The sequence below is a fragment of the Janthinobacterium sp. ROICE36 genome, assembly GCF_002869965.1.
Taxonomy (GTDB): Bacteria; Pseudomonadota; Gammaproteobacteria; order Burkholderiales; family Burkholderiaceae_D; genus Janthinobacterium.
In genome coordinates this window covers 1-24271 of sequence record NZ_PEBS01000080.1, presented here as the reverse complement: position 1 = coordinate 24271, position 24271 = coordinate 1, and the positions used below count along the sequence as shown (strand labels likewise).

At 61.7% G+C, this 24271-nt stretch carries 19 protein-coding genes, 1 pseudogene and 1 riboswitch; of the genes and pseudogenes, 5 read left to right on the top strand and 15 right to left on the bottom strand.

Annotated elements, in window-relative coordinates; translation table 11 throughout:
• The 6 genes and pseudogenes from CSZ94_RS28940 to hppD form a co-directional block, all read right to left on the bottom strand.
• A pseudogene (locus CSZ94_RS28940) lies at positions 1-148 on the bottom strand (IS5/IS1182 family transposase); the annotation flags it as partial.
• Positions 149-233: 85 nt separating this feature from the next.
• Complete coding sequence (locus CSZ94_RS23360) at positions 234-2957, bottom strand: TonB-dependent receptor plug domain-containing protein (RefSeq protein WP_102123716.1); 2724 nt, start codon at positions 2955-2957, stop codon at positions 234-236.
• Positions 2958-3119: 162 nt separating this feature from the next.
• Positions 3120-4352: a S41 family peptidase gene (locus CSZ94_RS23355; protein WP_258001160.1), complete on the bottom strand. Its 1233-nt coding sequence runs from the start codon at positions 4350-4352 to the stop codon at positions 3120-3122.
• A gap of 6 nt (positions 4353-4358) precedes the next feature.
• On the bottom strand, positions 4359-4613 hold the full coding sequence (locus CSZ94_RS28935) for a hypothetical protein (protein WP_258001159.1): 255 nt from the start codon (positions 4611-4613) through the stop codon (positions 4359-4361).
• 123 nt (positions 4614-4736) lie between these two features.
• Complete coding sequence (locus CSZ94_RS23350; protein ID WP_102123715.1) at positions 4737-8333, bottom strand: indolepyruvate ferredoxin oxidoreductase family protein; 3597 nt, start codon at positions 8331-8333, stop codon at positions 4737-4739.
• A 205-nt stretch (positions 8334-8538) separates the two neighbouring features.
• Positions 8539-9666 (bottom strand): 4-hydroxyphenylpyruvate dioxygenase, encoded by a 1128-nt coding sequence (hppD, locus tag CSZ94_RS23345; RefSeq protein ID WP_102123714.1) that lies wholly within the window; start codon positions 9664-9666, stop codon positions 8539-8541.
• A gap of 125 nt (positions 9667-9791) precedes the next feature.
• Here hppD and CSZ94_RS23340 point away from each other — a divergent pair, with 125 nt between their 5' ends.
• A complete protein-coding gene (locus CSZ94_RS23340) occupies positions 9792-10316 on the top strand; it encodes an Lrp/AsnC family transcriptional regulator (RefSeq protein WP_034753092.1) in 525 nt (174 codons plus the stop codon).
• Here the strand turns inward: CSZ94_RS23340 and CSZ94_RS23335 are convergent.
• The 4 genes from CSZ94_RS23335 to CSZ94_RS23320 all read right to left on the bottom strand — a co-directional run bounded on the left by CSZ94_RS23335 (position 10308) and on the right by CSZ94_RS23320 (position 14918).
• Positions 10308-11012 (bottom strand): GNAT family N-acetyltransferase, encoded by a 705-nt coding sequence (locus tag CSZ94_RS23335; protein ID WP_102123713.1) that lies wholly within the window; start codon positions 11010-11012, stop codon positions 10308-10310. The two genes, CSZ94_RS23340 and CSZ94_RS23335, sit on opposite strands and share 9 nt — an antisense overlap.
• Before the next feature lie 77 nt (positions 11013-11089).
• Positions 11090-12187, bottom strand: coding sequence for a multifunctional CCA tRNA nucleotidyl transferase/2'3'-cyclic phosphodiesterase/2'nucleotidase/phosphatase (locus CSZ94_RS23330; RefSeq protein ID WP_102123712.1), 1098 nt, complete (start codon positions 12185-12187; stop codon positions 11090-11092).
• A 13-nt stretch (positions 12188-12200) separates the two neighbouring features.
• Positions 12201-12917, bottom strand: coding sequence for a glutathione S-transferase family protein (locus CSZ94_RS23325; protein ID WP_102123711.1), 717 nt, complete (start codon positions 12915-12917; stop codon positions 12201-12203).
• 21 nt (positions 12918-12938) lie between these two features.
• Positions 12939-14918, bottom strand: a complete 1980-nt coding sequence (locus tag CSZ94_RS23320) for a lytic transglycosylase domain-containing protein (protein ID WP_102123710.1) — start codon at positions 14916-14918, stop codon at positions 12939-12941.
• Between the two features lie 99 nt (positions 14919-15017).
• Here CSZ94_RS23320 and CSZ94_RS23315 point away from each other — a divergent pair, with 99 nt between their 5' ends.
• The gene (locus CSZ94_RS23315) at positions 15018-15545 is read left to right on the top strand and encodes a 5-formyltetrahydrofolate cyclo-ligase (RefSeq protein ID WP_102123709.1); all 528 of its coding nucleotides are present in this window, start codon (positions 15018-15020) and stop codon (positions 15543-15545) included.
• Between the two features lie 15 nt (positions 15546-15560).
• Here the strand turns inward: CSZ94_RS23315 and metF are convergent, their stop codons facing one another.
• The 4 genes from metF to metK form a co-directional block, all read right to left on the bottom strand.
• A complete protein-coding gene (metF, locus tag CSZ94_RS23310) occupies positions 15561-16391 on the bottom strand; it encodes a methylenetetrahydrofolate reductase [NAD(P)H] (protein WP_102123708.1) in 831 nt (276 codons plus the stop codon).
• Positions 16378-16734 (bottom strand): phage holin family protein, encoded by a 357-nt coding sequence (locus CSZ94_RS23305; RefSeq protein ID WP_102123707.1) that lies wholly within the window; start codon positions 16732-16734, stop codon positions 16378-16380. The genes metF and CSZ94_RS23305 overlap by 14 nt, the downstream gene beginning before the upstream one ends.
• A gap of 81 nt (positions 16735-16815) precedes the next feature.
• Positions 16816-18240, bottom strand: coding sequence for an adenosylhomocysteinase (ahcY, locus tag CSZ94_RS23300; RefSeq protein ID WP_102123706.1), 1425 nt, complete (start codon positions 18238-18240; stop codon positions 16816-16818).
• Between the two features lie 24 nt (positions 18241-18264).
• A riboswitch (S-adenosyl-L-homocysteine riboswitch) is annotated at positions 18265-18333 on the bottom strand.
• A gap of 122 nt (positions 18334-18455) precedes the next feature.
• Positions 18456-19622, bottom strand: coding sequence for a methionine adenosyltransferase (gene metK, locus CSZ94_RS23295; protein WP_102123705.1), 1167 nt, complete (start codon positions 19620-19622; stop codon positions 18456-18458).
• Positions 19623-19810: 188 nt separating this feature from the next.
• Between metK and CSZ94_RS23290 the strand changes: the two genes are divergently transcribed.
• Genes CSZ94_RS23290 through dapF form a run of 3 tightly spaced genes read left to right on the top strand, consistent with a single transcriptional unit; the run spans position 19811 to position 22427 of the window.
• Entirely contained in the window at positions 19811-20680 is an 870-nt protein-coding gene (locus CSZ94_RS23290; RefSeq protein ID WP_102123704.1) for a lysophospholipid acyltransferase family protein, read from the top strand.
• Positions 20677-21552, top strand: a complete 876-nt coding sequence (locus tag CSZ94_RS23285; protein WP_102123703.1) for an LpxL/LpxP family acyltransferase — start codon at positions 20677-20679, stop codon at positions 21550-21552. The genes CSZ94_RS23290 and CSZ94_RS23285 overlap by 4 nt, the downstream gene beginning before the upstream one ends.
• An 11-nt stretch (positions 21553-21563) precedes the next feature.
• The gene (gene dapF / locus CSZ94_RS23280; protein WP_102123702.1) at positions 21564-22427 is read left to right on the top strand and encodes a diaminopimelate epimerase; all 864 of its coding nucleotides are present in this window, start codon (positions 21564-21566) and stop codon (positions 22425-22427) included.
• Positions 22428-22450: 23 nt separating this feature from the next.
• On the opposite strand, the gene CSZ94_RS23275 is transcribed toward dapF, so the two are convergent.
• Positions 22451-23953: a tetratricopeptide repeat protein gene (locus CSZ94_RS23275; RefSeq protein WP_102123701.1), complete on the bottom strand. Its 1503-nt coding sequence runs from the start codon at positions 23951-23953 to the stop codon at positions 22451-22453.
• Between the last annotated feature and the right edge of the window lie 318 nt (positions 23954-24271).

The following is a 24271-nucleotide window of genomic DNA, read 5'->3' as shown; positions in this document are numbered from 1 at the left end:
AATACAGCGCCTGGAAATCATCGTTCATGTTGGCCAGGATGGCATCGACCAGTACTCGCAATTTGCGCAAGGGATGCGCATCCGGGATGCGTTCCTCCAACGAGCGGTAACTGTACAGAGAGTGCTGTGTGACGTCGGTCTTGCGCATGATGGCGGTGGGAAAGTGGGGCTGATGAAACAACGTTTACCGGCCCGTGATGGTTGACGGGCACGGCGATTAATTCAACACCCTGTTAAGAGCCGAAATGATAATTAAATTCGACCCATCCCTGGCGGCCTTGCGGACTATAGCTGCCCACAGGGTAATACGGCCAGCCGCCGCTGTCGTCGCGCTTGATCTTGTCGAACACGTTGTTGACGATCAGTGACAGCGTGGCACGGTCGTTGATGCGGTACACGGTGCTGATATTGGCCAACGCCGTCGACGTCAGGTAGCCGCTACCGGCGGCGTTCGGGATCTTGCTGTAGCGGCTGACCAGCAAGGTATTCGACCAGTCCCCTGCACTCCAGTTGACGCTCAGGTTCAGCTTGTCACGCCAATCCGAATTGTTCAGCGATTTGAGCTCGTCGATCTCTTCGTCGCCGGCAAATTGCTGCGATTTATTGCTCAGCACCTTGGCGTAATTGGCCTTGAAGGCAAAGCGGCCATAGTCCGTCGTACGCAGCAAATACTTGACGCTGATGTCGATGCCGCTGCTGCTCTGCTTGGCAGCATTGATCGGATTGACGGTGATGGTCTTGATCTCTCCAGCGCGGTTCAGGGCATTGGCAGCGAAACGCTCGACGCGGCCCAGGGTATCGACGCAGGTAGGCGAAGCGGCATCGAGCTTGCCCAGGCGGCAATCGGCTTCGTCGCGCAGGATCTTGTCCGCGCTCAGGTTCGTCACCAGGTCGTCGATCTTGATGTTCCAGTAATCGACGGAGACGTCGAAATTGGCACTTGGCGACCAGACGGCGCCCACGCCGAAGGACTTGCCTTTTTCCGACTGCAGGTCGCGACTGCCGTTCTGCACATAGTCGGCGCCCGGCGACTTGCTGGCGAATTCGCACTTGTCGATGGCCTGGCCGGCCGCGTTGCAACGGTAATAATCGGTGGTGCTCGAATAGTAGCCGGTGCCGCGCGCCTTGTAGATGTAGTTCATGTCCGGCGCACGGAAGCTGGTGGCGTAGTTGGCGCGGAACAGCAGCTCAGGCGCGGGACGCAATTCCAGACCGCCGTTGTAGGTGAACTTGCCCTCATGGCGGCCGGCAAAGCTGTAGCGGTCGTAACGGCCAGCCAGGGTAGCGGTCAGCTTTTCATGCAGCGGCAGGTTCACTTCCGCTCCCAGCGCATAGCGGGTACGCGTGCCGGCCGTGATATCGGACCTGGTGGCGACGTTGAAGTAACCGTCGTTCAGGCGCGCATCGGGAACATTGCTGAAGCCCTGCTTGCCCACTTCGGCAATAGTGGCGATCTTCGCCGCGCCAGCGGGCAGCTGGAATAGATCGCCATTGGTGGCCAGGCTCAGGGTATTCGTCCAGGCCTTGTCGTCGCTGTCGGAATTGCCCGTGATGCTGTCGAATTCGGCCGCCGTCACGCGGCGCGACAAGCGGGCCGGGTCCGGTGCGTAGATCGGCACACCGGCAGCGTCGGTGCCCAGTTTCGGACCCAGGAAGAAGCTGTCGATATTGGCCAGCGCGCGCGGCGTGTGGCTTTCGCTCTTGTACACCGAGGCGTTGTAGTTCGCTTCATATTGCCAGGATGACGTGCCGGGAATGCGGCCCTTGGCGCCCAGCGAGATGGCCGTGGCCAGGTCGTCCCACTTGCGGTTGTAGCGCTCCACGCCGCCCATTTCCTCGGGCGATATGTAACGCGTCCACGCTTCGTAGCGATTCGTATTCTGGTTGCGAAAATAGCTGCTGCCCGTCGACGACGACGTCCACGTGGGGCCGCGCGTATTGTTCTCCGTCGAGTTCTTGCCGATCAAGAAGTCGGCGAACAGGGTTGTTTCCGGCGACAGCGCATAGTTGGCGCTGCCGAACACGTTCTGGCTGCGGTTCCTGGTTTGCGTGGTCCAGTAAGTGGGGCCGACTTTCGGGCTGGCGCAATAGCTGCCGTTCTTCGCCTGGTACTTGACGACGCTGCCGCCAAACATGTCGCCAAACTGGCTGCAGGTGTCGCCCAGGTCCACGTAAGTGCCGGAGGTGCCGGCTTGCACCACGCGGCGCGACGCGATATTCGTCGGCGTCCCCGATTTGCTGGACATGAAGTCGCGCTGCAGGCTGGACAGCGGATCGCGCTGGCTCAGTTCCACGCTGAACAGGGTATGCAGCTTGTCGAAATTGCCGCCACCCGTCAGCTGCACGCGCTGGTTGCCGCCGCCGCCGCGCGTGGTGCCGCCCGCCTTGACGTTGATATCGAAACCTTCCGTCTGCTTTTTCAGGATCACGTTGACCACGCCGGCGATCGCGTCCGAGCCATAGATGGCCGAGGCGCCGCCATTGAGGATCTCGATGCGGTCGACAATGCTAGCCGGGATATTCGCCAGGTTGGTGAAGTTGACCGTGCCTTCATAGGCGACGGGGAAGTCGGCCAGGCGGCGGCCATTGAGCAGGATCAAGGTGTGGTTCGGACCCAGGCCGCGCAGGCTGATGGTATTGGCCGACGGCGTGAAGGTGTTGCCGAAGTCCTCGCCTTGCGTAAAACCGCTGTTCTGTACCTGGTTGGTCAGCGCATCGAAGACGTTCTTGTAGCCTTGCTTGGTGATTTCATCGCCCGTCAGAATGGTGACGGACGATGGTCCCTCCAGACTGGCGCGGGGAATCCGCGAACCGGTGACCACGACGGCCTGCGGGGTGGCCGCTGGCTGCTGATCCGCTGCGGGCGCTTGCGTCTGTGCGTGCGCCTGCCATGCGGAACCGCCCAGGATGGCCAGTACGGCGACGGTGAGCGGTGGTAACTTGAATTGTATAGGCATATTAGCGCTTCTCAAGGTTAGGGAGAAGGCGAAAGATATCAAGATGCCAGCAATTACAGAACGAATGGATTCGTCTTTCTATATACCATAATTGTTATATAGAAATATTTACGGGAAGAAACTTGCCGCTGCTCCCCAAGCGCAGGAAAGCAGAAGCACGCTTTATCGTTTCATTACAGCAATTTCCTTGTAGGCCGGCCGCAGCAGTCGCATGGCCGTGTCGGCCGGACTCTGCATCGAACTCAACAACCTGGTCGCGCCCGTGGCCGGCGTGCAGCTGCCGCTGCTGCGGTAGCGCAGCGCCGCCGCCAGCATGCCTTCGGCCGCGTCGCCCAACTGGTGCTGGTAATCGTCGGCCACGTCGCAAGTCGGCGCCATGCCATCGGCGAAGTCGCCAAAGCCCTTGGCGTTGACACCCTGGAACTGCACGGCAAAATACGTGGTGCCGCAATTCGGCGCAGGATAAAAACCGTAGGGCTTGCCGCACGTCGTGCCGCCGACCAGGTTGACTTGCACGTCCACGCCGCGCAAGCCGTTGATGATGGCTTCGCTGGCCGAGCAGGTATTGCCCGTTGTCAGCAAGGTCACCCGCTTCAGGCCCAGGGAAGGCAGCGACGTGCCCTTGGCGAGGGGATTCGGGCCGCCGAAGCCCTGGCTTAGCGCATGGAATGGCACGGGCGCTTCCGGACGCGTCTTGTCATTGAAGAGCGTCTGCTCGAAAGTCTTGCCGGTGGTGACTTGCGGACCGGCAATCATGTAGGCGAGCTCGCTGGCGACATCCAGGTAGCCGCCGCCGTTGTAGCGCACGTCGAGCACCAGGTCGCTGATGCCGGCCGCCTGGAAGCGGCGCATGGTCTCGACCAGCTGGCGCTCGGCCACGTTGTTGTGGGTGTTGAAGGTCAGATAGCCCACCTTGCCCGTGGGCGTGTCGATAATGCGCTCGTTCTGCACGGCGCTGGTGCTCACGTCCACCGCCGTCAGGCTCAAGCTCATGGCCACCCCGTTGCGGCTCAACCCCAGCGTGTGCGTGCCTTGCGCCTTGGGGAACAGGCCGGCGTTGATGATCTTCACGCTGGCCGCGTCTGCGGCATAGACGAAATCGACGCCATCGATGCTTTGCAGCACGTCGCCCCGCTGCAAGCCCGCCAGTGCCGCCGGCGAACCCGGCTCGACGATCGTGACCACGGCACTGCGTGGCGGCGTGGTGCGCGTCAAGGCCAGCAGCATGCCATAACCGAGTTCCACGCCGTTGAGCGAAGCTTCCCATTCGGCCGTCGTATACGTGAAATGGAACTGGTCCTTGGGCTTGCCGGACGCCGTCGTGGCCGTTGTTTTCAGCACGTCGAAATACGCGATGGGCGTGCTGAAGCTCTGCGCCTGGTACGTGCTCGGCACTTCGCGTTACCACAGATACGTTTCATCGATCCAGCTGCGCACCCACGTCAGTTCATCGAGCAAGCTACCCTGCTTGTCGATGCTGCTGCCGCTGCGCGGCGCCTCGCAGCGGTTCGCCACCGTGGAGGCTGCGACAAGCGCCGTCGGGCCCGTCGGCGTCACCGGAGGAGCAACAGGCGCGCCGCCGCCGCCGCCGCAGGCACTCAACAACAACGACAATACAAGGGGAACGGCCAGGGAAGAAGAGCGCAGGGAAGGCATGGCAAACTTTCCTAAAAGAAATTATCGGAAAATTATAAGGCGTTTTACAAACGCGCGTTGTTTTCTTTGACACAAAAAAACGGCGCCCGCAGGCGCCATTGTTACAACGTTGTACTCAGCCCATTACGCCACGGTGGCCGCCACGGGTGCTGCCACGATGGGCGGCAGCGGCGTCGGCGCGTTGAAGGCGATCAGCAAACTCGCTTCCTTCTCTTTCGCCGCCTTCAAATGACGCTCCTTCACGTGACCATAGCCGCGGATGTCTTCCGGGATACTGGCAATGGCCACGGCTTGCGCCAGCTTGGCCGTCGTCAGTTTCGGCAGCAAGCCGCCCACCGTCGCGCGGTATTCGGCGATCAGCGCGCGTTCCATCTTGCGCTCGGCCGTATGGCCGAACACGTCGAAGGCCGTGCCGCGCAAGCCCTTGAACTTGGCCAGCACGCCGAAGGCCTTCAGCATCCACGGGCCGAATTCCTTTTTGACCAGGTGGCCCTGGGCATCCGTTTTCGTCAGAATCGGTGGCGCCAGGTGGAACTTGAGCTTGATGTCGCCTTCGAACATGGCGGCGATCTTCGCCTGGAAGGCGCCGTCCGTGTACAGGCGCGCCACTTCGTACTCGTCCTTGTAAGCCATCAGCTTGTAGAAATAGCGGGCCACCGCTTCCGTCAGGCGCAAGTGCGGGCCATTCAGGGCGCTTTCGGCGGCGCGCACCTGTTTGATGAAGTCCAGGTACTGCTGCGCATACGCGCGGTCCTGGTAGGCCGTCAGCAGGGCCACGCGTTTTTCGATGAGGTCATCGAGCGTGTCGATGCGCTTGAATTCCACCACTTTCGCCGGCGTCGTCATGCGCACCAGGCTGGCCGCATCGTGGGCGCCCGCGCGGCCCCAGTGGAAGGCGGCCTTGTTGAACGCCACCGAGACGTTGTTCAAGTCGATGGCTTTCATGATCGACGCTTCGCTGAGCGGCACCTTGCCCTTTTGCCAGGCATAACCGAGCATGAACATATTCGTCGCGATGGAGTCGCCCATCAGCGCCGTGGCGATCTGGCCCGCGTCGATGAAGTCCACGTGCTCGCTGCCGCAGGCCTTTTCGATTTCCATGCGCGCGGAAGCACCGGGGAATTGCCAGTCCGGGTTTTTCACGAAGGCGGCCGTCGACGAACTGGTCGAGTTGATCATGGCCCAGCTGCGACCTTCACCCATGCGCGACAGCGCGTCGCGGCTGGCCGTGACGATCAAGTCGCAGCCGATCACCAGGTCGGCCGCACCCGTGCCCACGCGCGTCGAGTGGATGTCTTCCTGGCGGTCCGCCAGGCGCACGTGCGACATCACGGGGCCGCCCTTTTGCGCCAGGCCGCTCATGTCGAGCACGGAACAGCCCTTGCCTTCCACGTGGGCCGCCATGGCCAGGATCTGGCCGACGGTGACCACGCCCGTGCCGCCGATGCCGGTGACCAGGATGCCGAACGGCTCCGCCGTCGAGGGTATCGTCGGTGTCGGCAAGGCCGGCACTGCCGGTGCGTCCTTGTCGGCGCTAACCGCCTTCTTCGGCTTTTTCAAGCCGCCGCCTTCCACCGTGACAAAACTTGGACAGAAACCCGTGGTGCACGAGAAATCCTTGTTGCAGGACGACTGGTTGATCTGGCGCTTGCGCCCCAGGTCCGTTTCCAGCGGTTCCACCGACAGGCAATTCGATTGCACGGAACAGTCGCCGCAGCCTTCGCAGACGGCTTCGTTGATGACGGCGCGCTTGGCCGGATCCGGGTATTCATTGCGTTTCCGGCGGCGGCGTTTTTCCGAGGCACAGGTCTGGTCGTAAATCATGGCCGATACGCCGGGCATGTCGCGCAGTTCGCGCTGCACGTCCATCAGTTCCGAGCGGTGGCGCACGGTGACGCCTTCCGCCCAGGCGTAATCGTCGGGGTATTTTTCCGGTTCATCGGTGACGACGATGATGGGACCGACGCCTTCGGCGGCGATCTGGCGCGAGATGATGGCCGGCGACAGGGGGCCGTCGAATTCCTGGCCGCCCGTCATGGCCACCGCATCGTTGAACAGAATTTTATAAGTGATGTTCACCTTGGCCGAGACGGCTGCGCGGATGGCCAGGATGCCCGAGTGGAAATACGTGCCGTCACCGAGGTTGGTAAACACGTGCTTTTCATTCGTGAACGGCGCCTGCCCCACCCAGGTGACGCCTTCGGCGCCCATGTGGGTAAACGTCGACGTTTCGCGGTCCATCCACAGCACCATATAGTGACAGCCGATGCCGGCCAGCGCGCGCGAGCCTTCCGGCACCTTGGTCGAGGTATTGTGCGGGCAGCCGGAGCAGAAGAAAGGCGTGCGGTCCTTTTGCGGATCGGGTTTCGCGCTGATCGCCTTGAGGACGTTTTCCTTCGCTTCCAGGTAGGCAATGCGCTCCTTCACGCGCTGTTCGACAGGATGGCCCGCGTAATAGCGCGAAATGCGGCTGGCAATCGCCCGCGCGATCATGGCCGGGTTCAGCTCATACGTGGCCGGCAGCAGCCAGTCGCCGTGTCCCGTGCCCTTCTGGTTGCTCCATTCACCCGTGTCGTCGAACTTGCCGACCACGCGCGGACGCTCGCCATCCTTCAGGTTGTACAACTCTTCCTTCAGCGCGTATTCGAGAATCTGGCGCTTTTCTTCCACCACCAGGATTTCGTCTAGGCCCTTGGCAAATTCGTGCACGCCGTCCGCTTCCAGCGGCCAGGTCATGCCGATCTTGTACAGGCGGATGCCGATGTCGGACGCCGTCTGTTCGTCAATGCCGAGATCGGCCAGCGCCTGGCGCGTGTCCAGGTAGGATTTGCCGGCCGTGATGATGCCGATGCGCGCCTTCGGGCTGTCCCAGATGATTTTATTGAGCTTGTTGGCACGCGCATACGCCAGCGCCGCATACCATTTGTAGCTATTCATGCGGACTTCTTGTTCCAGCACCGTGTCGGGCCAGCGGATGTTCAAGCCACCGGCCGGCATCTCGAAATCGGTGGGTAGCACGATCTGCACGCGGTCCGGGTCGAAATCGACGGCAGCGCCCGACTCGATGATGTCGGTCACGCATTTCATCGAGACCCACAGGCCCGTGTAGCGGCTCATGGCCCAGGCGTGCAAGCCGTAGTCGATGTATTCCTGCACCGACGACGGGTACAGCACGGGAATGCCGCAAGCGTTCAGGATATGGTCGGACTGGTGCGCCGTGGACGACGATTTGGCCGCATGGTCGTCGCCGGCCAGCACCAGCACGCCGCCGTGCTTGGCGGAACCGGCGTTATTGGCGTGCTTGAACACGTCGCCGCAGCGGTCGACGCCGGGGCCCTTGCCGTACCACATGCCGAAGACGCCGTCATACTTCGCATCTTCGAACAGATTCGTTTGCTGCGTGCCCCAGACGGCCGTGGCGGCCAGGTCTTCGTTCAGGCCCGGGTGGAATTTGACGTGGTGTGCATCGAGGTATTTCTTGGCCTTGACCGCCGTCATGTCGACGGACGTCACAGGCGAACCGCGGTAACCGGTGATGTAGCCGGCCGTATTCAGGCCAGCCTTGAGATCGCGCTCGCGCTGCAGCATGGGCAGGCGGATCAGCGCTTGCGTGCCCGTCATGAAGGCGCGACCACGCTCCAGCGTGTATTTGTCGTTCAGGGAAATCTCGGACGCGTTCGCGCCCGGCTCAAGACTCGAGCCCTTGATTGGTGCATTCATTACTTGTCTCCATTATTCTCTGTGCTACGCGTGCAGGTCGGTTGAACTCACACGTACCGGCCGCGCTTTGTGAGCATGCCGGTGCGGAAAAATGACTTGTTTGTCGTAGACTACCACAGGAAAGCGCGCAGTTCTTTGCTGCGCTGCACTCCCGTGTTTTTACCTTTTTGATACTATTTTTACTACTATTTATCACAAAGCAACATTACGCCGCGTTCGTATCTTTCAGTACACCGCGCTTGATCTGGTCCAGCTCGATCGATTCGAACAGGGCGCGGAAATTGCCTTCGCCGAAGCCCTGGTCGCCCTTGCGCTGGATGATCTCGAAGAAGATCGGGCCGATCACCGTCTGCGTGAAGATTTGCAGCAACAGTTCGCGTTCCGTTTCCGTGCTGTGGCCATCGATCAGGATGCGCAGGCGGCGCAGTTCTTCCAGCTGCTCGCCGTGGTTCGGCAGGCGGCGGTTGACCAGCTCATAGTACGTTTCTATCGTGTCCTGGAAATCGATACTCGTGTCGCGCATACCTTGCACGGAGGCATAGATATTGTCCGTGCCCAGGGCGATATGCTGGATGCCTTCGCCATGGTACTGGTCCAGGTATTCGGCGATCTGCGACTTGTCGTCCGACGATTCATTGATGGGAATGCGAATCTTGCCGCAAGGCGAAGTCATGGCCTTCGATTTGAGACCCGTCAGCTTGCCTTCGATGTCGAAATAGCGCACTTCGCGGAAGTTGAACAGGCTTTCATAGAAGCTCGCCCATTCCTTCATGCGGCCACGGTGCACATTGTGCGTCAGGTGGTCGATATACGTCAGGCCATGGCCGACGGGGTTGGCGACGGCGCCGGGTATGGCGACAAAATCGACGTCATAGATGCTGATGTCGCCGATGCCGCCCGGTGCGGCGGCGCCTTCCTTGTCGGCGCCCTTGCCGCGCCAGCGGTCGACGAAGTACAGCAGGGAATCGCCCACGCCCTTGATGGCGGGGATATTCAGTTCCATCGGGCCCGTTTTATTGTCGAAACCCCAGGCACCCAGTTCCAGCGCGCGGCGGTACACAAAGGCCGCGTCGTCGACGCGAATGGCGATGGCGCACACGGACGGGCCGTGATGGCGGGCAAAACGCTGCGCGAACGAATCTTGTTCGGCATTGATGATGAAATTGATGTCGCCCTGACGGTACAGGGTCACATCCTTGTGGCGGTGGCGCGCGATGGCCGTAAAGCCCATGTTCTCGAACAGCTTGCCCAATGCTTTTGGGTCTGGTGCTGCATACTCGACGAACTCGAAACCATCGGTACCCATCGGGTTATCCCAAGGCTGAAATTGCATGATGTCTCCTCCAAGAAGTAGCGCACAGTATAGGCGTGGGTCACGGGCATTAAATGCCAAAGATCTCCCGAACAATCATGATTTGCGCAATAATATTGCGTGAAACGAGAGCCACCGGAGAAAGCATGAGCAAAATTACGCTGGATAAAACGGACCGCAAGATACTCGCCGTCCTGCAGGCCGATGGCCGCCTGTCGAATCAGGACGTGGCCGAACAGGTCAGCCTGTCACCGTCGCCATGCTTGCGCCGCGTCAAACGGCTGGAAGAAGCGGGCGTCATCCGCCAGTACGTGGCCCTGCTGGACCCGGAAAAGATCGGCCTGGGCTTGCTGGCCTATGTGAATGTACGGCTGGAAAAGCACAGCGACGCCACCGCGCACAGCACGGCGCGCGTGCTGGCGCCCAACCTGGTGACGAATACTTCGCCGCGTGCCGACTTTGCCGTCGCCGTGGCGCAATGGCCGGAAGTGGTGGCGTGCTATGCGATGACGGGCGAAATGGATTATTTATTGCGTGTGCACGTGGAAGACATGGAGCACTTTTCGCGCTTCATGATGGCGACCCTGCTGCGCCACCCAGCCGTGCTGGACGTGAAATCGAGCTTCGCCTTGCAGCGCATCAAGGATACGACGGCCCTGCCCTTACTGTGACGGTGGCTCGGGCTTCTTCTTGCGCCCCGGCAAGCGATCCCACAGTTTGAATGCGGCGCGCGCGTTCGCCTTGAACGTGTAGTCGAACATGGCGAACTGCTCCTGCACGGCTTCCTGCAGCATGCTGGACGGGTTCGGCGGCAATAGTTTCAAATAGGCATCAGCTTCGCCATAGTCGCGCTGAATTTCCATGCCCGCCTTCTTGGCGATATGCATCATCGTCTTGTTCGACGACAAACAATGCATGTACAGGGTATCGACATCATTGTTACGGCAGTGTATCGCCGCCCGCTCGAACAGTTTCGAACCGACGCCCATGCCGCGCATGGATTTCGACACGGATACGCCAAACTCGGCCACCTGTTCCTTGTCCGTGACGACACTTTTCGCCGGCGACTTGTCTTTCGGCGCGAACGCCAGATGTCCCACGCCCACCAACTTGAACAAGCTGTTGTAGACGCCATAAATCATGTCGCGCGAGAAATCCATCTTCTGCACGTACTTGGCGACGAGCTCATCAGGCAAAGTGCTGCCGAAGCGCAGCAAACGGTCGCTTTTCTCCAGTGACAGGAAATGCTTCATCATGCGGCGCCGGTCGCGTTCATGCAACTGCTTGACCAATACGGTCGGGCGCCCGCCGCCGCTACGACTGAGCCAGCGGCGAAACGGATGTTGAAACAGCTTGGGTAAGGTCACGACGACTCCTTGGGCGGTGCTCAGGCCGATATTGTGCAGTGCAACATTGCGGCCCCATTGTAGCCTATTCCCGCCATTCAAGCCTGGGCCAGGAATGTTTGCACGGCCACTACCCGCGCCGCATGGATGACTTCAGGGATGCGTTTCGGCTCCGCACAAGCTTGCGCCAGCGCGCCCGCGTTGACGGCGCGCGCCGCGTCCAGCCCGCCCTGCAGCCGTGCCGCCGGCGCAAAGTTGCCGGTGACCAGCCCGTCGCACGCCACCGCCTGCAGCAGTTGCGCAAAGCGCTGCGGCTTGCGCAAGCCGTCGCAACGTTCGCACAGGCCAACCACGGCTTCGGCGCTCAGCGCCAGTGCGCCATTGATATGGTCCAGCTCGCGCGCCGCCATGACGGCCAGTTCGCGGCACTCGTTGGGCACGCGCAGGCGCTCGCTCAGCTGCTCGATGGCATTCTTGCTCACATGCAACATCAGGGCAGCGAAACGCACGGGCAAGTCATGACCTTGCGCGGCGGCATGGTCGATCACCAGCAGCAAGCGTTCGGTCAGCTGAATTTCCCCCATGATGCGCGCCAGCGCGCCGCACTCGTGCAGCACCGTCAGCATGCGCGAAGGGTGGCTTTCCATCAAGCCCTTGGCCACTTCCTGCCACACGCGTTCGGCCACCAGGGCGTCGACTTCGCCGTCCAGCACCATCTTGCGCATGAGCGCCATGGTGGCGGGCGCAACCGTAAAAGCGTCGAAGCGGGCGGCAAAGCGGGCCAGGCGCAAGATGCGCACGGGGTCTTCGCCGAACGCGTCGGAGACGTGACGGAAGATTTTGTTGCGAATATCCTCGATGCCGCCGAACGGGTCGGTCAGGCTGCCGTCTTCGGCCCGGGCAATGGCGTTGATGGTGAGATCGCGCCGCACCAGATCGTCTTCCAGGGTGACGTCGGGCGCCGTGTGGAAAACAAAGCCCCGGTAGCCGGGCGCCGTCTTGCGTTCCGTGCGGGCCAGCGCGTATTCTTCCTGCGTCTTCGGGTGCAGGAAGACGGGGAAATCCTTGCCGACGGGGCGAAAACCCAGGCGCAGCATGTCATCTGGCGTGGCGCCCACGACGACGTGGTCGTGGTCTTTCACGGGCAAACCCAGCAGTTGGTCGCGCACCGCGCCACCGACCGTGTAAATCTTCATGGTGAACTTCTCTTTAATCAGGTAATTCCGCATCGTGTTTGGCAGCAACTTCCGTCTCCGCCAGCGCGTCCGTGATCCAGCGCGCGACGGCCGGGTGCGCCTGCACACGCTCGCAATACGCGTTCAGCGCCGGCGCCAGACTCACGCCATACGTGCGGAAACGCATGACGACGGGGGCGAAATACGCATCGGCGATGGAAAAATCGCCAAACAGGAACTGGTGGTGGCCAAAGCGCGACAGACACTCTTCCCAGATTTCACTGATGCGGCCGATGTCGGCCTGCGCGCCGGCCGTGCGGCCCCGGCCCGGCAACTTGGCCTTGATATTCATCGACATATCCGTGCGCAAGCCGGCGAAACCGGAATGCATTTCCGCGCAGACACAGCGCGCCATGGCGCGCGCGGCCACGTCTTGCGGCCACATATGTTTGTCAGGAAACTGCTCGGCCAGGTATTCGCAGATGGCCAGGCTGTCCCAGATCGTCATCTCGCCCGCCAGCAGCACAGGCACGCGGCCGCAGGCCGAATATTCGGCAATTTTCGTCGCCGTGTCGCTCTGGTCGAGCAAGACGCGCACTTCCTGAAACGGGATGCCGAACGCCGTCATGGCCACCCACGGGCGCATCGACCACGACGAGTAATTCTTGTTGCCGATGATGAGGGTCAGGCCCGGCTCGCGGGCGGCGGCCAGGGTTTGCGTCAGGCTGGGGTCAAGGATGGTCGTTTGCATGGTCGGGTATCAAGTATTGAATTACGGCAAATCGGCCGCGATGGCGCTGTTTTTCGGTCCCACCGTACCCAGGCGCGCCTTCAGCGATTGCGGGCGCTTCTCGAACAGGGCCGCGTAATACGTGGCGTTGGCCATCACGTTTTTCACATAGCCGCGCGTTTCCGTATACGGAATTGATTCGGCGAAGACGGCGCCTTCCAGCGGACTCTTCATGGTGGCGCGCCAGATGCGCAGGCGCCCCGGCCCCGCGTTGTAGGCGGCGCTGGCCAGCACTTGCGAACCATCGAGGCCGCCCAGCACCATGTTCAGGTAATTGGTGCCCAGCAAGACGTTGGTGCGCACGTCGCTCAACGTTTCCGCGACGAAATCGGTGAGACCGATCTTCTTGGCCACGTAGCGGGCCGTCGATGGCATCACCTGCATCAGGCCGGAGGCGCCCACATGCGATTGCGCATCCATGATGAAGCGCGATTCCTGGCGGATCAAGCCATACACCCAGGCTTTGTCCAGGCCCAGGGTTTGCGTGGCAGGATGCATGACGTCGTCGTGCGGCGTCGGATAGCGTTGTGTGTAATCAACTTCCAGGCGCGTGCGGTCGGACGTGTTGACCATGCGGTCGAGCACATTGTTCTGCCGCGCAAATTCGGCGGCTGCCAGATGTTGCCTATCCGTCATCGAACGCAATTCCCAGTTCCACTCGCGCGTGCCTTCGAAGCGCAGGCGCATGTTGAAAAATTTCAGCGCCCGCTGCAAGCCCGGATTGGCAGCCATGGCGGCAATTTCCGTCGGCATGATGGGCTGGCCAGGCGGCGGCAGCACCAAATGGTTGCCCAGCTCTTCATTGGCCAGCAAGCCATAGAAATTCGACTGGTCCGCAATCGTGCGGTACAGGGTATCGGCTTGCACATTCGGGCGGCCCGGCGTTTCCGCCTGCTGCGCGCGTGCCAGCCAGTACACCCAGGTGGGGTCGGCGCGCAGCGAGGCGGGCATGGCCTGGATGGACGCCTTCACCACGGGCCAGTTGCCTTCGCGCAAGGCGATACGCGTTTTCCACTGCATCTGCTCCTGGGTCAATGGCGCGCCATTCGATTTTTGCCAATAGTCGAACGCTTCCGGCGCCAGCGAGTACGACGCTTGCAGGGCCAGGTTGGCCCAGCCGATGGCTTGCTCTTGCGCCGTCAGTTGCGAACTCGCCTTTTGCAGCGCCACCACGCCCAGCTTCAGGGTGCTTTTCGCCATGCGGCCGATGGCCACCAGGTACATCTCGTGGTCGGCGCGGCTGGGCCCCGGGCCCTTGGCCAGCATCAGCGCCGGCAAGTCGATCGCTTGCGCCATCTTCGCGTCGGATGCACCCAGCAGCAGCGCGATGCGGCGCGCCGGGCCCGTGGCATTCGTCTGGCCCGCCAGGCGGATCTGCGCCCACAGCTCGTTCGCGTCAAACTGGCCGTTTTGCGCCAATGCCGCGATCAGGCTGCCGCACGCTTCGCCATAGCCGGGCGGCGACACCAGCAGGTTGCGCGCTTCGGGTGCCACGTTCTGGCCTTTGGCCGCGCGCGACATCAGCGCGTAGCACTTGAGCTGGGTATCGTCATCGAGGGCGAACTGCGGATATTGCTCGTCAAACACGACCCAGTCGCGCTTGCGGCCCAGCTCCAGCAGCCAGTCGTTGCGGAAACGGTCGGCGATGGCGCTGCCCTTGTAGCGGTTCAGGTAATCGCGAAATTGCGCCTCGGTCAACTGTTTGATGCGCGGTTTCAGCCGATAATAGTCAACATACGATGGAATCTGGTAATGCGTCAGGCGCCCCGCATAAAAGTCGGCTTTTTCGGCGTCATCCTTGCGCGCGGCGTCGCGCAGCAGCAGGAAGGCATCGTCTTCGCTGCGCGTGTCGGGTGCGGCAGGAGAGACGGTGGCGGACACCTGGGCCAGGGCGGCCAGGGGAGACAAGGCCGATGCAACGCACAGCATCGTGCCGGCAATCCATTTCAGTGGGGAAATCAATGTACGACTCTCAATCTTGATGGTGATATGAATAGCGACCCTAGAATAACATGCGATCCGGCTACACGGCCACCCATTGCGCCACAGGACAAAGCCGGCTTGCGCAAGGCCCTGCTGGCGGCCCGCCGCGCCCTGCCCGAGACCACGCGCACAGAGTGGGATGCGGCCATCGCGCAGCGCCTGCTGGACTGGTGCGCGCAGGAAAACGTCAAGGAACTGGGCGTGTACTGGCCCCTGCACGGCGAGCCGGACTTGCACGGCGCGTATGCGCAGCTGGCAGCGCGCGGCGTGCAATTATGCTTGCCCGTGGTGCTGGAAAAACATGCGCCGCTGGCATTTTCCGACTGGAGGCCCGGTGAAGTGATGGTCAAGGATGGCATGGGTGTGGCCGTGCCAGCCCAGTTGCGCCTGCGCCCGGTGCCAGCCACCCTGTTGGTGCCCTGCCTGGGATTCAATGGGGAACGGTATCGCCTCGGCTATGGCGGCGGCTATTACGACCGTACCTTGGCGGCCACGCCGCGTCCGCGCACCCTGGGCATCGCCTATGCCTGCCTGGTGGCCAGCTTTCCCAACGGCGAATACGACATCGCCCTCGATCACATCGTGACCGAGGGCGACTTTTTCTGACGAATCAGACGGCGATTATTTGACCAGGCGCTGCCACAGTGCGGTCGTGGGCGCCGCCTGGTTCATGCTATAGAAATGCAAGCCCGGCGCGCCACCTTCCAGCAGGCGTTCGCACAAGCCCGTCACCACGTCCAGGCCAAAGGCCTTGATGGACGCGCTGTCGTCGCCGAAGCTGGCCAGTTTCAGACGCACCCAGCGTGGAATTTCCGCGCCGCACATGTCCGAAAAGCGCATCAATTGCGTGTAATTCGTGATCGGCATGATGCCGGCCACGATAGGCACGTTGATGCCCATCTTCTGCGTCTGCTCGACAAACTGGAAATACGCGTCGGCATTGTAGAAGTACTGGGTGATGGCCGCATCGGCGCCGGCCTGCACCTTGCGCGCAAACGCCTGCAGGTCGTCTTGCGGCGAGCGGGCTTGCGGATGCACTTCCGGATAGGCGGCCACTTCGATATGGAAATGGTCGCCCGTCTCGGCGCGGATGAACTCCACCAGCTCGCTGGCATAGCGAAACTCGCCCGAGGCGCCGTAGCCGCTGGGCAAGTCACCGCGCAAGGCGACGATACGGCTCACGCCGGCCGCCTTGAAGTCAGCCAGCACGGCGCGGATCGATGCGCGCGAACCGCCGACGCAAGACAGATGCGGTGCGGCCTGTTCGCCGGCCGCCAGGATCTCGCGCACGGTATCGAGCGTGCCCTGCTGCGTGGTGCCACCGGCGCCAAAGGTCACCGAGAAATACTTCGGCTGCAACTCAGACAACTTGATACGCGTGGCGCGCAGCTTTTCCGCCCCTTCCGGGGTTTTCGGCGGGAAAAACTCAATACTGAAATTATGCTTTTCCATCGTCATTACTCAAAAGTAAGGTCGACAGGGCCCAGGAAATGATGCTGTACAGAATGGCACCACCCACGGCAGACCAGAAACTGGCGACATGGAAACCACCGATCACCTGCGCCACCAGCCAGAACAGGAAGCCGTTGATGATCAAAATGAACAGGCCCAGCGACAAGAATGTCACGGGCAGGGTCAGCAAGATCAGCAATGGGCGGATCAGCGCATTGACCAGCCCCAGCACGGCAGCGGCCAGCAGCGCCGTCCAGCCGCTGCTCATCGTCACCGAGTGCATCAGGTAGGGGACGGCAAACAGGGCTGCCGCATTGATAAACCAAATCAGTAGCAAGCGCATTTCTCTAGCCTGTCAAAAGTAGGGTCAGGCCGGCGGCATGCGCCGGCCTTCAGAGGGTGAGTTACAGCCCCGGACTACCGATTAATAACGGTAGTGTTCAGGCTTGTAGGGGCCTTCTTGACGCACGCCGATGTAGTCGGCTTGCTCTTGCGTCAGTTCCGTCAGCTGCGCATTCAACTTTTTGAGTTGCAAACGGGCGACTTTTTCATCCAGGTGTTTTGGCAAGGTGTACACGCCGACCGGGTAGTTGGCCGTGTTCGCGTACAGCTCGATCTGCGCGATCGTCTGGTTGGCAAACGACGAGCTCATCACGTACGACGGGTGGCCTGTACCGCAACCGAGGTTGACCAGGCGGCCTTCGGCCAGCAGGATGATGCGGCGGCCCGACGGGAAGATGATGTGGTCGACTTGCGGCTTGATGTTTTCCCACTCGTATTGCTTCAACGAAGCAACGTCGATTTCATTGTCGAAGTGACCAATGTTGCAGACGATGGCCTGGTCTTTCATGCGCGTCAGGTGATCGTGCGTGAGGATGTGATAGTTGCCCGTGCAGGTAACGAAGATGTCGCCATGTTCGCAGGCGTAATCCATGGTCACCACGCGGTAGCCTTCCATCGCCGCCTGCAGTGCGCAGATCGGATCGACTTCCGTCACCCATACTTGCGCCGACAGGGCGCGCATGGCTTGGGCCGAACCCTTGCCGACGTCACCGTAACCGGCGATGACGGCCACTTTGCCGGCGATCATCACGTCGGTGGCGCGCTTGATGCCATCGACCAAGGACTCGCGGCAGCCATACAGGTTGTCGAATTTCGACTTCGTGACGGAATCGTTGACGTTGATCGCAGGGAAAGCCAGCTTGCCTTCCTTGTGCATCTGGTACAGGCGGTGCACGCCGGTGGTGGTTTCTTCCGTCACGCCGAGGATTTCCGGCAGGCGCTTCGAATACCAGGTCGGATCGGCCAGCAAGTGTTGCTTGATCGAGTTGAACATGCAGATTTCTTCTTCCGAACCGGGATTGGCCAGCACCGACAAGTCGGTTTCCGCGCGCACGCCCAGGTGCAGCAGCAAGGTAGCATCGCCGCCATCGTCGAGGATCATGTTCGAGTAGACAGCCTTGCCGTCCACGTTCGGCCATTCGAAGATGCGGTGCGTGTATTCCCAGTAGTCATCCAGCGACTCGCCCTTGATGGCGAACACAGGCGTGCCGGCGGCAGCGATGGCGGCGGCAGCGTGATCTTGCGTCGAGTAAATGTTGCACGATGCCCAACGCACTTGCGCGCCGAGTGCTTCGAGGGTCTGGATCAGCACGGCGGTCTGGATGGTCATGTGGATGGAACCGGTGATGCGCGCGCCTTTCAGGGGCTGCGCTGCCGCGAATTCCTCGCGGATGGCCATCAGGCCAGGCATTTCCGTTTCAGCAATCTTGATTTCTTTGTCGCCCCATGCGGCCAAAGTGATATCGGCGATGGTGTAGTCGTGTTGCGATTTGAGTACGGCGTTCATCACGCCCTCCTTTCAGTTGAAAAAGGTACGTGAGCGCAGTTGCAGGATATTCCGAGCCTGGCGAATTTCTTCGTCGCAACGCTCCTCGGACGATGAATTTTAACATTGTCAACGCCGGTGCGCCAGCCTGTTTGCACGGCATGGCCACGTAACAACACATAAAAAAAGCGCCCGCGGCCAGCTGGCCGGGGCGCTTTTCTTGCAAGCAGGCTAGATTATTTCAGGCCGGCAGCGTCACGCAGCAGGGCGACCTTGTCGGTGCGCTCCCACGTGAATTCCGGCTCTTCGCGGCCGAAGTGGCCGTAGGCGGCGCTCTTCTGGTAGATCGGGCGCAGCAGGTCGAGCATTTGCACGATGCCTTTTGGACGCAAATCAAAGTGCGCCAGCACCAGCTTGGCGATTTCCGCGTCGGCAATCACGCCCGTGCCTTCCGTGTAGACGGTGATGTTGATCGGCCTGGCCACGCCGATGGCGTAGCTGACCTGCACCTGGCATTGGCGCGCCAGGCCGGCGGCGACGATGTTTTTCGCCACGTAACGGGCTGCGTATGCTGCGGAACGGTCGACTTTCGATGGATCCTTGCCCGAGAACGCGCCGCCGCCGTGCGGGGCTGCACCACCGTAGGTATCGACGATGATCTTGCGCCCGGTCAAGCCGCAATCGCCTTGCGGACCGCCGATGACGAAACGGCCCGTCGGGTTGACGAGGAATTTGGTCTCCGTCAGCCATTCGCGCGGCAAGATCGGCTTGATGATTTCTTCGATGACGGCTTCTTCGATCTGCTTGTGCGAGATTTCCGGCGCATGCTGGGTCGACAGCACGACCGTATGCACGCCGACGGGGCGGCCATCGACGTAGCGCAGGGTCACTTGCGATTTGGCATCCGGACGCAGCCATGGCAAGCGGCCATCCTTGCGAAGCTGCGACTGGCGCTCGACCAGGCGGTGCGCGTAGTGGATGGCGGCAGGCATCAGCTCGGCCGTCTCATCGCAAGCGTAGCCGAACATCAAGCCCTGATCGCCAGCGCCTTGATCCAGGTCAATCCCCGCACCTTCATCGACGCCTTGCGCGATGTCCGGCGACTGCTTGTCGTAGGCCACCAGCACGGCGCAACCTTTGTAGTCGATGCCGTATTCCGTATTGTCGTAGCCGATACGTTTGATGGTTTCGCGCGCAACTTGAATATAATCCACATTGGCGTAAGTGGTAATCTCGCCAGCCAGCACCACCAGACCCGTGTTGCACAGGGTTTCGGCAGCCACGCGGGCGGTCGGATCCTGGGTCAGGATGGCGTCAAGGATGGCGTCGGAAATTTGATCGGCAACCTTGTCGGGATGGCCTTCCGAAACGGATTCGGAAGTGAAGAGATAGTCGTTTGACATTGCAAGCTCCTGATTACTATGTGAATGTTCTGTCGCAGTAAAGAGGATGTTGCCTGCGACGCTTTAGCGATATTTATATTCCGCTTCGCAAGTTGTCTATTAACTCAGCGGTTACTGCATACGTGGTATTTTACGCTTCTTAAAAAATTTTGGCACAGCAACACGCCATTCCTGGAAACAGCTTATTCATGTTAGTCCCAATTTTCCGCTTCTTATCCCTCTTCCCCCTGCCCGTCCTGCATGGCCTGGGCGCTGCGCTCGGCTGGGTGATTTACGCCATATCCCCGTCCTACCGGCGCCGCATGCGCGAGAACATGCAGGGTGCGGGGTTTACGCAACACTTGCACACGGCCGTGGCCGAAGCGGGCAAGAGCGTGCTGGAACTGCCCTTCATCTGGTGCGCGCGCCCCGAGCGCGTGGCGCGCCACGCGACGGTGGAAAACTGGGAGCTGGTGGAAAAGGCCTTGCAGCACGGCCGCGGCATCGTCTTCCTGACGCCGCACCTGGGCTGCTTCGAGATCGTCGCCCAGCAAATCGCCCTGCGCACGCCGCTCACCGTGATGTACCGCCCGCCCAAGCGCGCCGCCCTGAAACCGCTGATCGAAGGGGCACGCGCGCGCGAAAACCTGATGCTGGCGCCGGCCAATATGTCGGGCGTGCGCATCTTTGCCAAATGCCTGAAAAAAGGCCAGCCCATCGGCCTGCTGCCGGACCAGGTGCCACAGGAAGGCGAAGGCGTGTGGGCCGATTTCTTCGGCCGCCCCGCCTACACCATGACCTTGCCGGCCAAGCTGGCGCAGATGGGCGGCGCCGAAGTCATCATCACCTACGCCGAACGCCTGGCGGGCGGACGCGGCTACGTCGTGCATTTCGTGCCGTTTACCGAGTCGCTAGCCAGCACCTCGGTCGAGCAGGCGCGCACCATCAATGCTGCCATGGAACAATTGATCGCCCGCAGTCCCGCGCAATACCTGTGGAGCTACAATCGCTACAAGGTGCCGCGCGGCGCGGCGCCGCCCACGCCAGCGACGCCGGATGCCGTCAAGGAGCAGGCATGAGACTGCTGATCGCCTTCATGTGGCTGCTGCACTGGCTGCCCTTGCCCATCCTCGGCCGCTTCGGCGTGGCCGTCGGTAGCGTACTGTTCATCGCCATGCCCACGCGGCGCGCCATCGCCCTGACAAATCTGCGCCTGTGCATGCCGGAGTTAACGGAACAGCAACGCGTGGCCCTGGCGCGCCAGCATTTCCAGGCGTATTCGCGCAGCGTGTGGGAACGCAGCATCCTGTGGTGGTCGTCGGAAGAACGCCTGAACCGCCTGATCAAGAAGGTGCCCGCCTTCCCGGGCCAGCAGATCGCCGCCAAGCCCACCATCTTGCTGTGCCCGCATTTTGTCTGCCTCGACGTGGCCGGCGCCGCCACGGCCATGGAAATTTCCGCCTCGTCCATGTATGTGCAGCAAAAGAGCGCCGCCTTCGACCAGGCCTTGCGCAATGGCCGTTCGCGCTTCAAGCCGCCCAAGCTGTTTACGCGCCAGGACGGCATCAAGACGATTCTGCGCGCCCTGCGCGACGGCTTGCCGTACTTCATGCTGCCGGACATGGATTTCGGCGAGAAGGATGCGGAATTCGTGCCCTTCTTCGGCGTGCCCGCCGCCACGCTGACGGCCACGGCGCGCCTGGCGCTGGCCGCCAAGGCGCAGGTGATTCCCGTCATCGCCACCTTCCTGCCCAATTACCAGGGCTGGAAAGTGACCTATTACCCGGCCTGGGACGATTATCCGGGCAAAGACATCACTGCCGCCACGCGCCGCATGAACGAATTCATCGAAGAACGCGTGCGCGAAGCGCCGGCCGAATATTTCTGGACGCATAAACGCTTCAAGACGCGTCCCGAAGGCGAAGCCTCGTTCTATAACCAGCACAAGTGACACGGCAGAACATGAAACTCCAATTTACCAAAATGCATGGCGCCGGCAATGACTTCATCGTCATCGACGCCATCAATCAGGACATAGCCTTCACGCCGGCCCAATGGCAGCGCCTGGCCGACCGCCGTTTCGGCATCGGCGCCGACCAGATCCTGGTGGTGGAAAAGCCGCGCCTGCCCGGCTGCGACTTCCGCTACCGCATCTACAACAACGATGGCGGCGAAGTCGAACAATGCGGCAACGGGGCGCGCGCCTTCGTCAAGTTCGTCAGCGAAAAAGGCTTGTCCGACAAGGACAGCATCCGCGTGGAAACCATGGCCGGCATCATCGCGCCGCGCCTGGAGGCGGACGGCAGCATCACGGTCGACATGGGCGCGCCCGTGCTGGAGCCAAAGCTGGTGCCATTCGATGCAAACGGCCTGGACGGTGTAGCGCAAGGCAACGATACCCTGTGGCCGCTGAACCTGGCGCTGCCGGGCAACGCTACCACCGTGCTGGTGTCCGTCGTCTCGATGGGCAACCCACATGCCGTGCAAGTGGTCGAGGATGTCGACGCGCAAGACCTGGAGCAATCGGGCTCGCTGATCGAGCACCATCCGCGCTTTCCCCGCCGCGTCAACGCCGGCTACCTGCAGATCATCGACCGCCATCACGTGAAACTGCGCGTGTTTGAACGGGGCGCGGGCGAAACGCTCGCTTGCGGCACGGGCGCCTGCGCCGCTGCCGTGGCCGGCATCCTGCGCGGCCGGCTCGATTCCCCGGTGCGCATCAGCGCGCGCGGCGGCGAACTCTCGATCGCCTGGCAAGGCCCGGGCCATCCGGTGCTGATGACGGGCCCGGCCGTGACCGTGTTCGAAGGCACGATCGAACTGTAGTCAAAGCGGCAAGCCGCCTCACATCATGCCGCCAGGAACTGCTGTTCCTGCGCGACACCGGGCTCGGCCAGATAGCACTTCAGCCGGTACAGGCGTTGCCGGTAATTGCCTTCCGGCCCCGTTACCCCGCAATCGACGCGTTCGAACAGGCGCACCACCTGATCGAGCAGTTGGCGCTCCTGCGCCGTGCGGATCAATACCAGGCGCCGCTTGCCGCGCCCATGCGTGGCGCTGATATCGATCAACAAACAATGCCCCTGGTCGGCCGCATGCAGATCGAGCAGCAGCGCTTCGGCACGCGACAGATGAAAGCGGCGCGCCAGCGCCAGCCGCGCCGCCAGCAGGGGGTGGCTCTGGCTCAATAGCCGCAAATTCCCATCGGCCTGCATGGCGGCGCACTGGCCCCAGTCGCCGGATTCGCCTTGCGGCGCGATCTTCGCCAGCGCCGCCTCCGCTTCACTGCTGCCTTGCGCCTGCGCCTGCAGCAGCCAATACGCGGCACGCACATCGTTGTTGACCCCATCGCGGCGATTGCGCCAGGCATGCATGCCGCACTCGAGCTGAGCCGGGCCATGCCCCAGGTCGGCGGCACGTTCCAGGCAGGAATGGGCTTCGACCACATTGCGCTGGGAAAATTCCGGTTTTGTATAAATGCGCGACAGCACGAACCAGGCTTCGGCCAGGCCCTGTTCGCCCGCCTGCGTCAGCCAGCGCACGGCCCGCTTGAAATTGGCCGCGCCATTGCGCGTGGCCAGCCGTTGGCCATGCGCATCCATGCGCGCATAGCCGAGTCCCAGTTCCAGCTGCGCCGTGCGATCGCCGCCATGCGCGGCCATCTCGCAACACTGCCAGCCCTCGGCATCGCCGCCAGGCGCCAGTGCCTGCGCGCAACGCGACAGCAACAGCACCTGCTGCGCGTCGAGGGTGATGGCGCGCGCGCCGGCCACCGCCTGGCGCTGTAACAGCTCACGCGCCAGCGGCAAGCCTTGCGACAGGAATCTGGCATGGTCGCCCTGGCTCCAGGCCTGCTCCAGTCCGACGTGCAGCGGCGTATCACCGTCGAGGGCATACTCGCCAACAAGGCTGCTATCCGGCACGGAGGGTGCGGACGATCCTTCTTGCATGGATAACAACCATTGCGCGTCGGGCAAGCCGGCGCGCACGGCGGCGTCCAGCGCCACGCGCGCCTTGGCGCGCAAGGTTTCACAACTGCTGGCGGCGTTGCCCAGCACCAGTTGCGCCAGCACCAGACCCGCCTGCACCAGGCCCGCATCGAAGGCCTGCGCGTAATACGGAATCAGCGTCCTGGCTGCCGGTTGCGCCACTTCGAAAGGCACGTGCGTACCAATCAACAAGCATGCTTCCTGGCTATCTTCCTGGGCCGCCCGCGCCAGCCAGTGCAAGGCGGTCGGCAAGCTCTGCGGCACACCCTGTCCGAACAGATACAGCCGCCCCAACGCCAGCTGGCAAGCCACATCGCCGGCGCGTGCGCCCTTGATCAATCCTAGTGTTTCGCGATTTGCCATCGATTCTCGATATTGAGTCAATGATTCTAATAATAGTGCGTCGTCTCCGGGCCCATCAGTGCAGGCCGTCCCTTAGCAGGGTGTTGAAAAAGGACCCCAGTCCTTCGGATTTTGTCGCCAGACATGCGAATTTTTCGGGCTGGAAGCCGCATTTTGCCTAAAAAGCAGTTTTCAGCCACTTTTCAGGCCGTTTTTTGACATTTTTTAGTGCTTTCCGTACTCTATGGACGGAGTTATCCAACCACCGCCGATAAACGCCAGCCAAAGATCGTCGCCATGCGCGTCAGGTTGTAAGCGGCGAAAGTGAACGTGGTTTGT

Excerpts from the sequence above, each read along its gene's own strand:
- CSZ94_RS23330 (WP_102123712.1), bottom strand. The coding sequence starts at position 12,187 with ATGAAGATTTACACGGTCGGTGGCGCGGTGCGCGACCAACTGCTGGGT.
- hppD (WP_102123714.1), bottom strand. The coding sequence starts at position 9,666 with ATGCAATTTCAGCCTTGGGATAACCCGATGGGTACCGATGGTTTCGAG.
- metK (WP_102123705.1), bottom strand. The coding sequence starts at position 19,622 with ATGTCAAACGACTATCTCTTCACTTCCGAATCCGTTTCGGAAGGCCAT.
- dapF (WP_102123702.1), top strand. The coding sequence starts at position 21,564 with ATGAAACTCCAATTTACCAAAATGCATGGCGCCGGCAATGACTTCATC.
- CSZ94_RS23340 (WP_034753092.1), top strand. The coding sequence starts at position 9,792 with ATGAGCAAAATTACGCTGGATAAAACGGACCGCAAGATACTCGCCGTC.
- CSZ94_RS23360 (WP_102123716.1), bottom strand. The coding sequence starts at position 2,957 with ATGCCTATACAATTCAAGTTACCACCGCTCACCGTCGCCGTACTGGCC.
- CSZ94_RS23350 (WP_102123715.1), bottom strand. The coding sequence starts at position 8,333 with ATGAATGCACCAATCAAGGGCTCGAGTCTTGAGCCGGGCGCGAACGCG.
- ahcY (WP_102123706.1), bottom strand. The coding sequence starts at position 18,240 with ATGAACGCCGTACTCAAATCGCAACACGACTACACCATCGCCGATATC.
- CSZ94_RS28935 (WP_258001159.1), bottom strand. The coding sequence starts at position 4,613 with ATGCCTTCCCTGCGCTCTTCTTCCCTGGCCGTTCCCCTTGTATTGTCG.
- CSZ94_RS23285 (WP_102123703.1), top strand. The coding sequence starts at position 20,677 with ATGAGACTGCTGATCGCCTTCATGTGGCTGCTGCACTGGCTGCCCTTG.
- CSZ94_RS23305 (WP_102123707.1), bottom strand. The coding sequence starts at position 16,734 with ATGCGCTTGCTACTGATTTGGTTTATCAATGCGGCAGCCCTGTTTGCC.
- CSZ94_RS23275 (WP_102123701.1), bottom strand. The coding sequence starts at position 23,953 with ATGGCAAATCGCGAAACACTAGGATTGATCAAGGGCGCACGCGCCGGC.
- CSZ94_RS23290 (WP_102123704.1), top strand. The coding sequence starts at position 19,811 with ATGTTAGTCCCAATTTTCCGCTTCTTATCCCTCTTCCCCCTGCCCGTC.
- metF (WP_102123708.1), bottom strand. The coding sequence starts at position 16,391 with ATGGAAAAGCATAATTTCAGTATTGAGTTTTTCCCGCCGAAAACCCCG.
- CSZ94_RS23325 (WP_102123711.1), bottom strand. The coding sequence starts at position 12,917 with ATGCAAACGACCATCCTTGACCCCAGCCTGACGCAAACCCTGGCCGCC.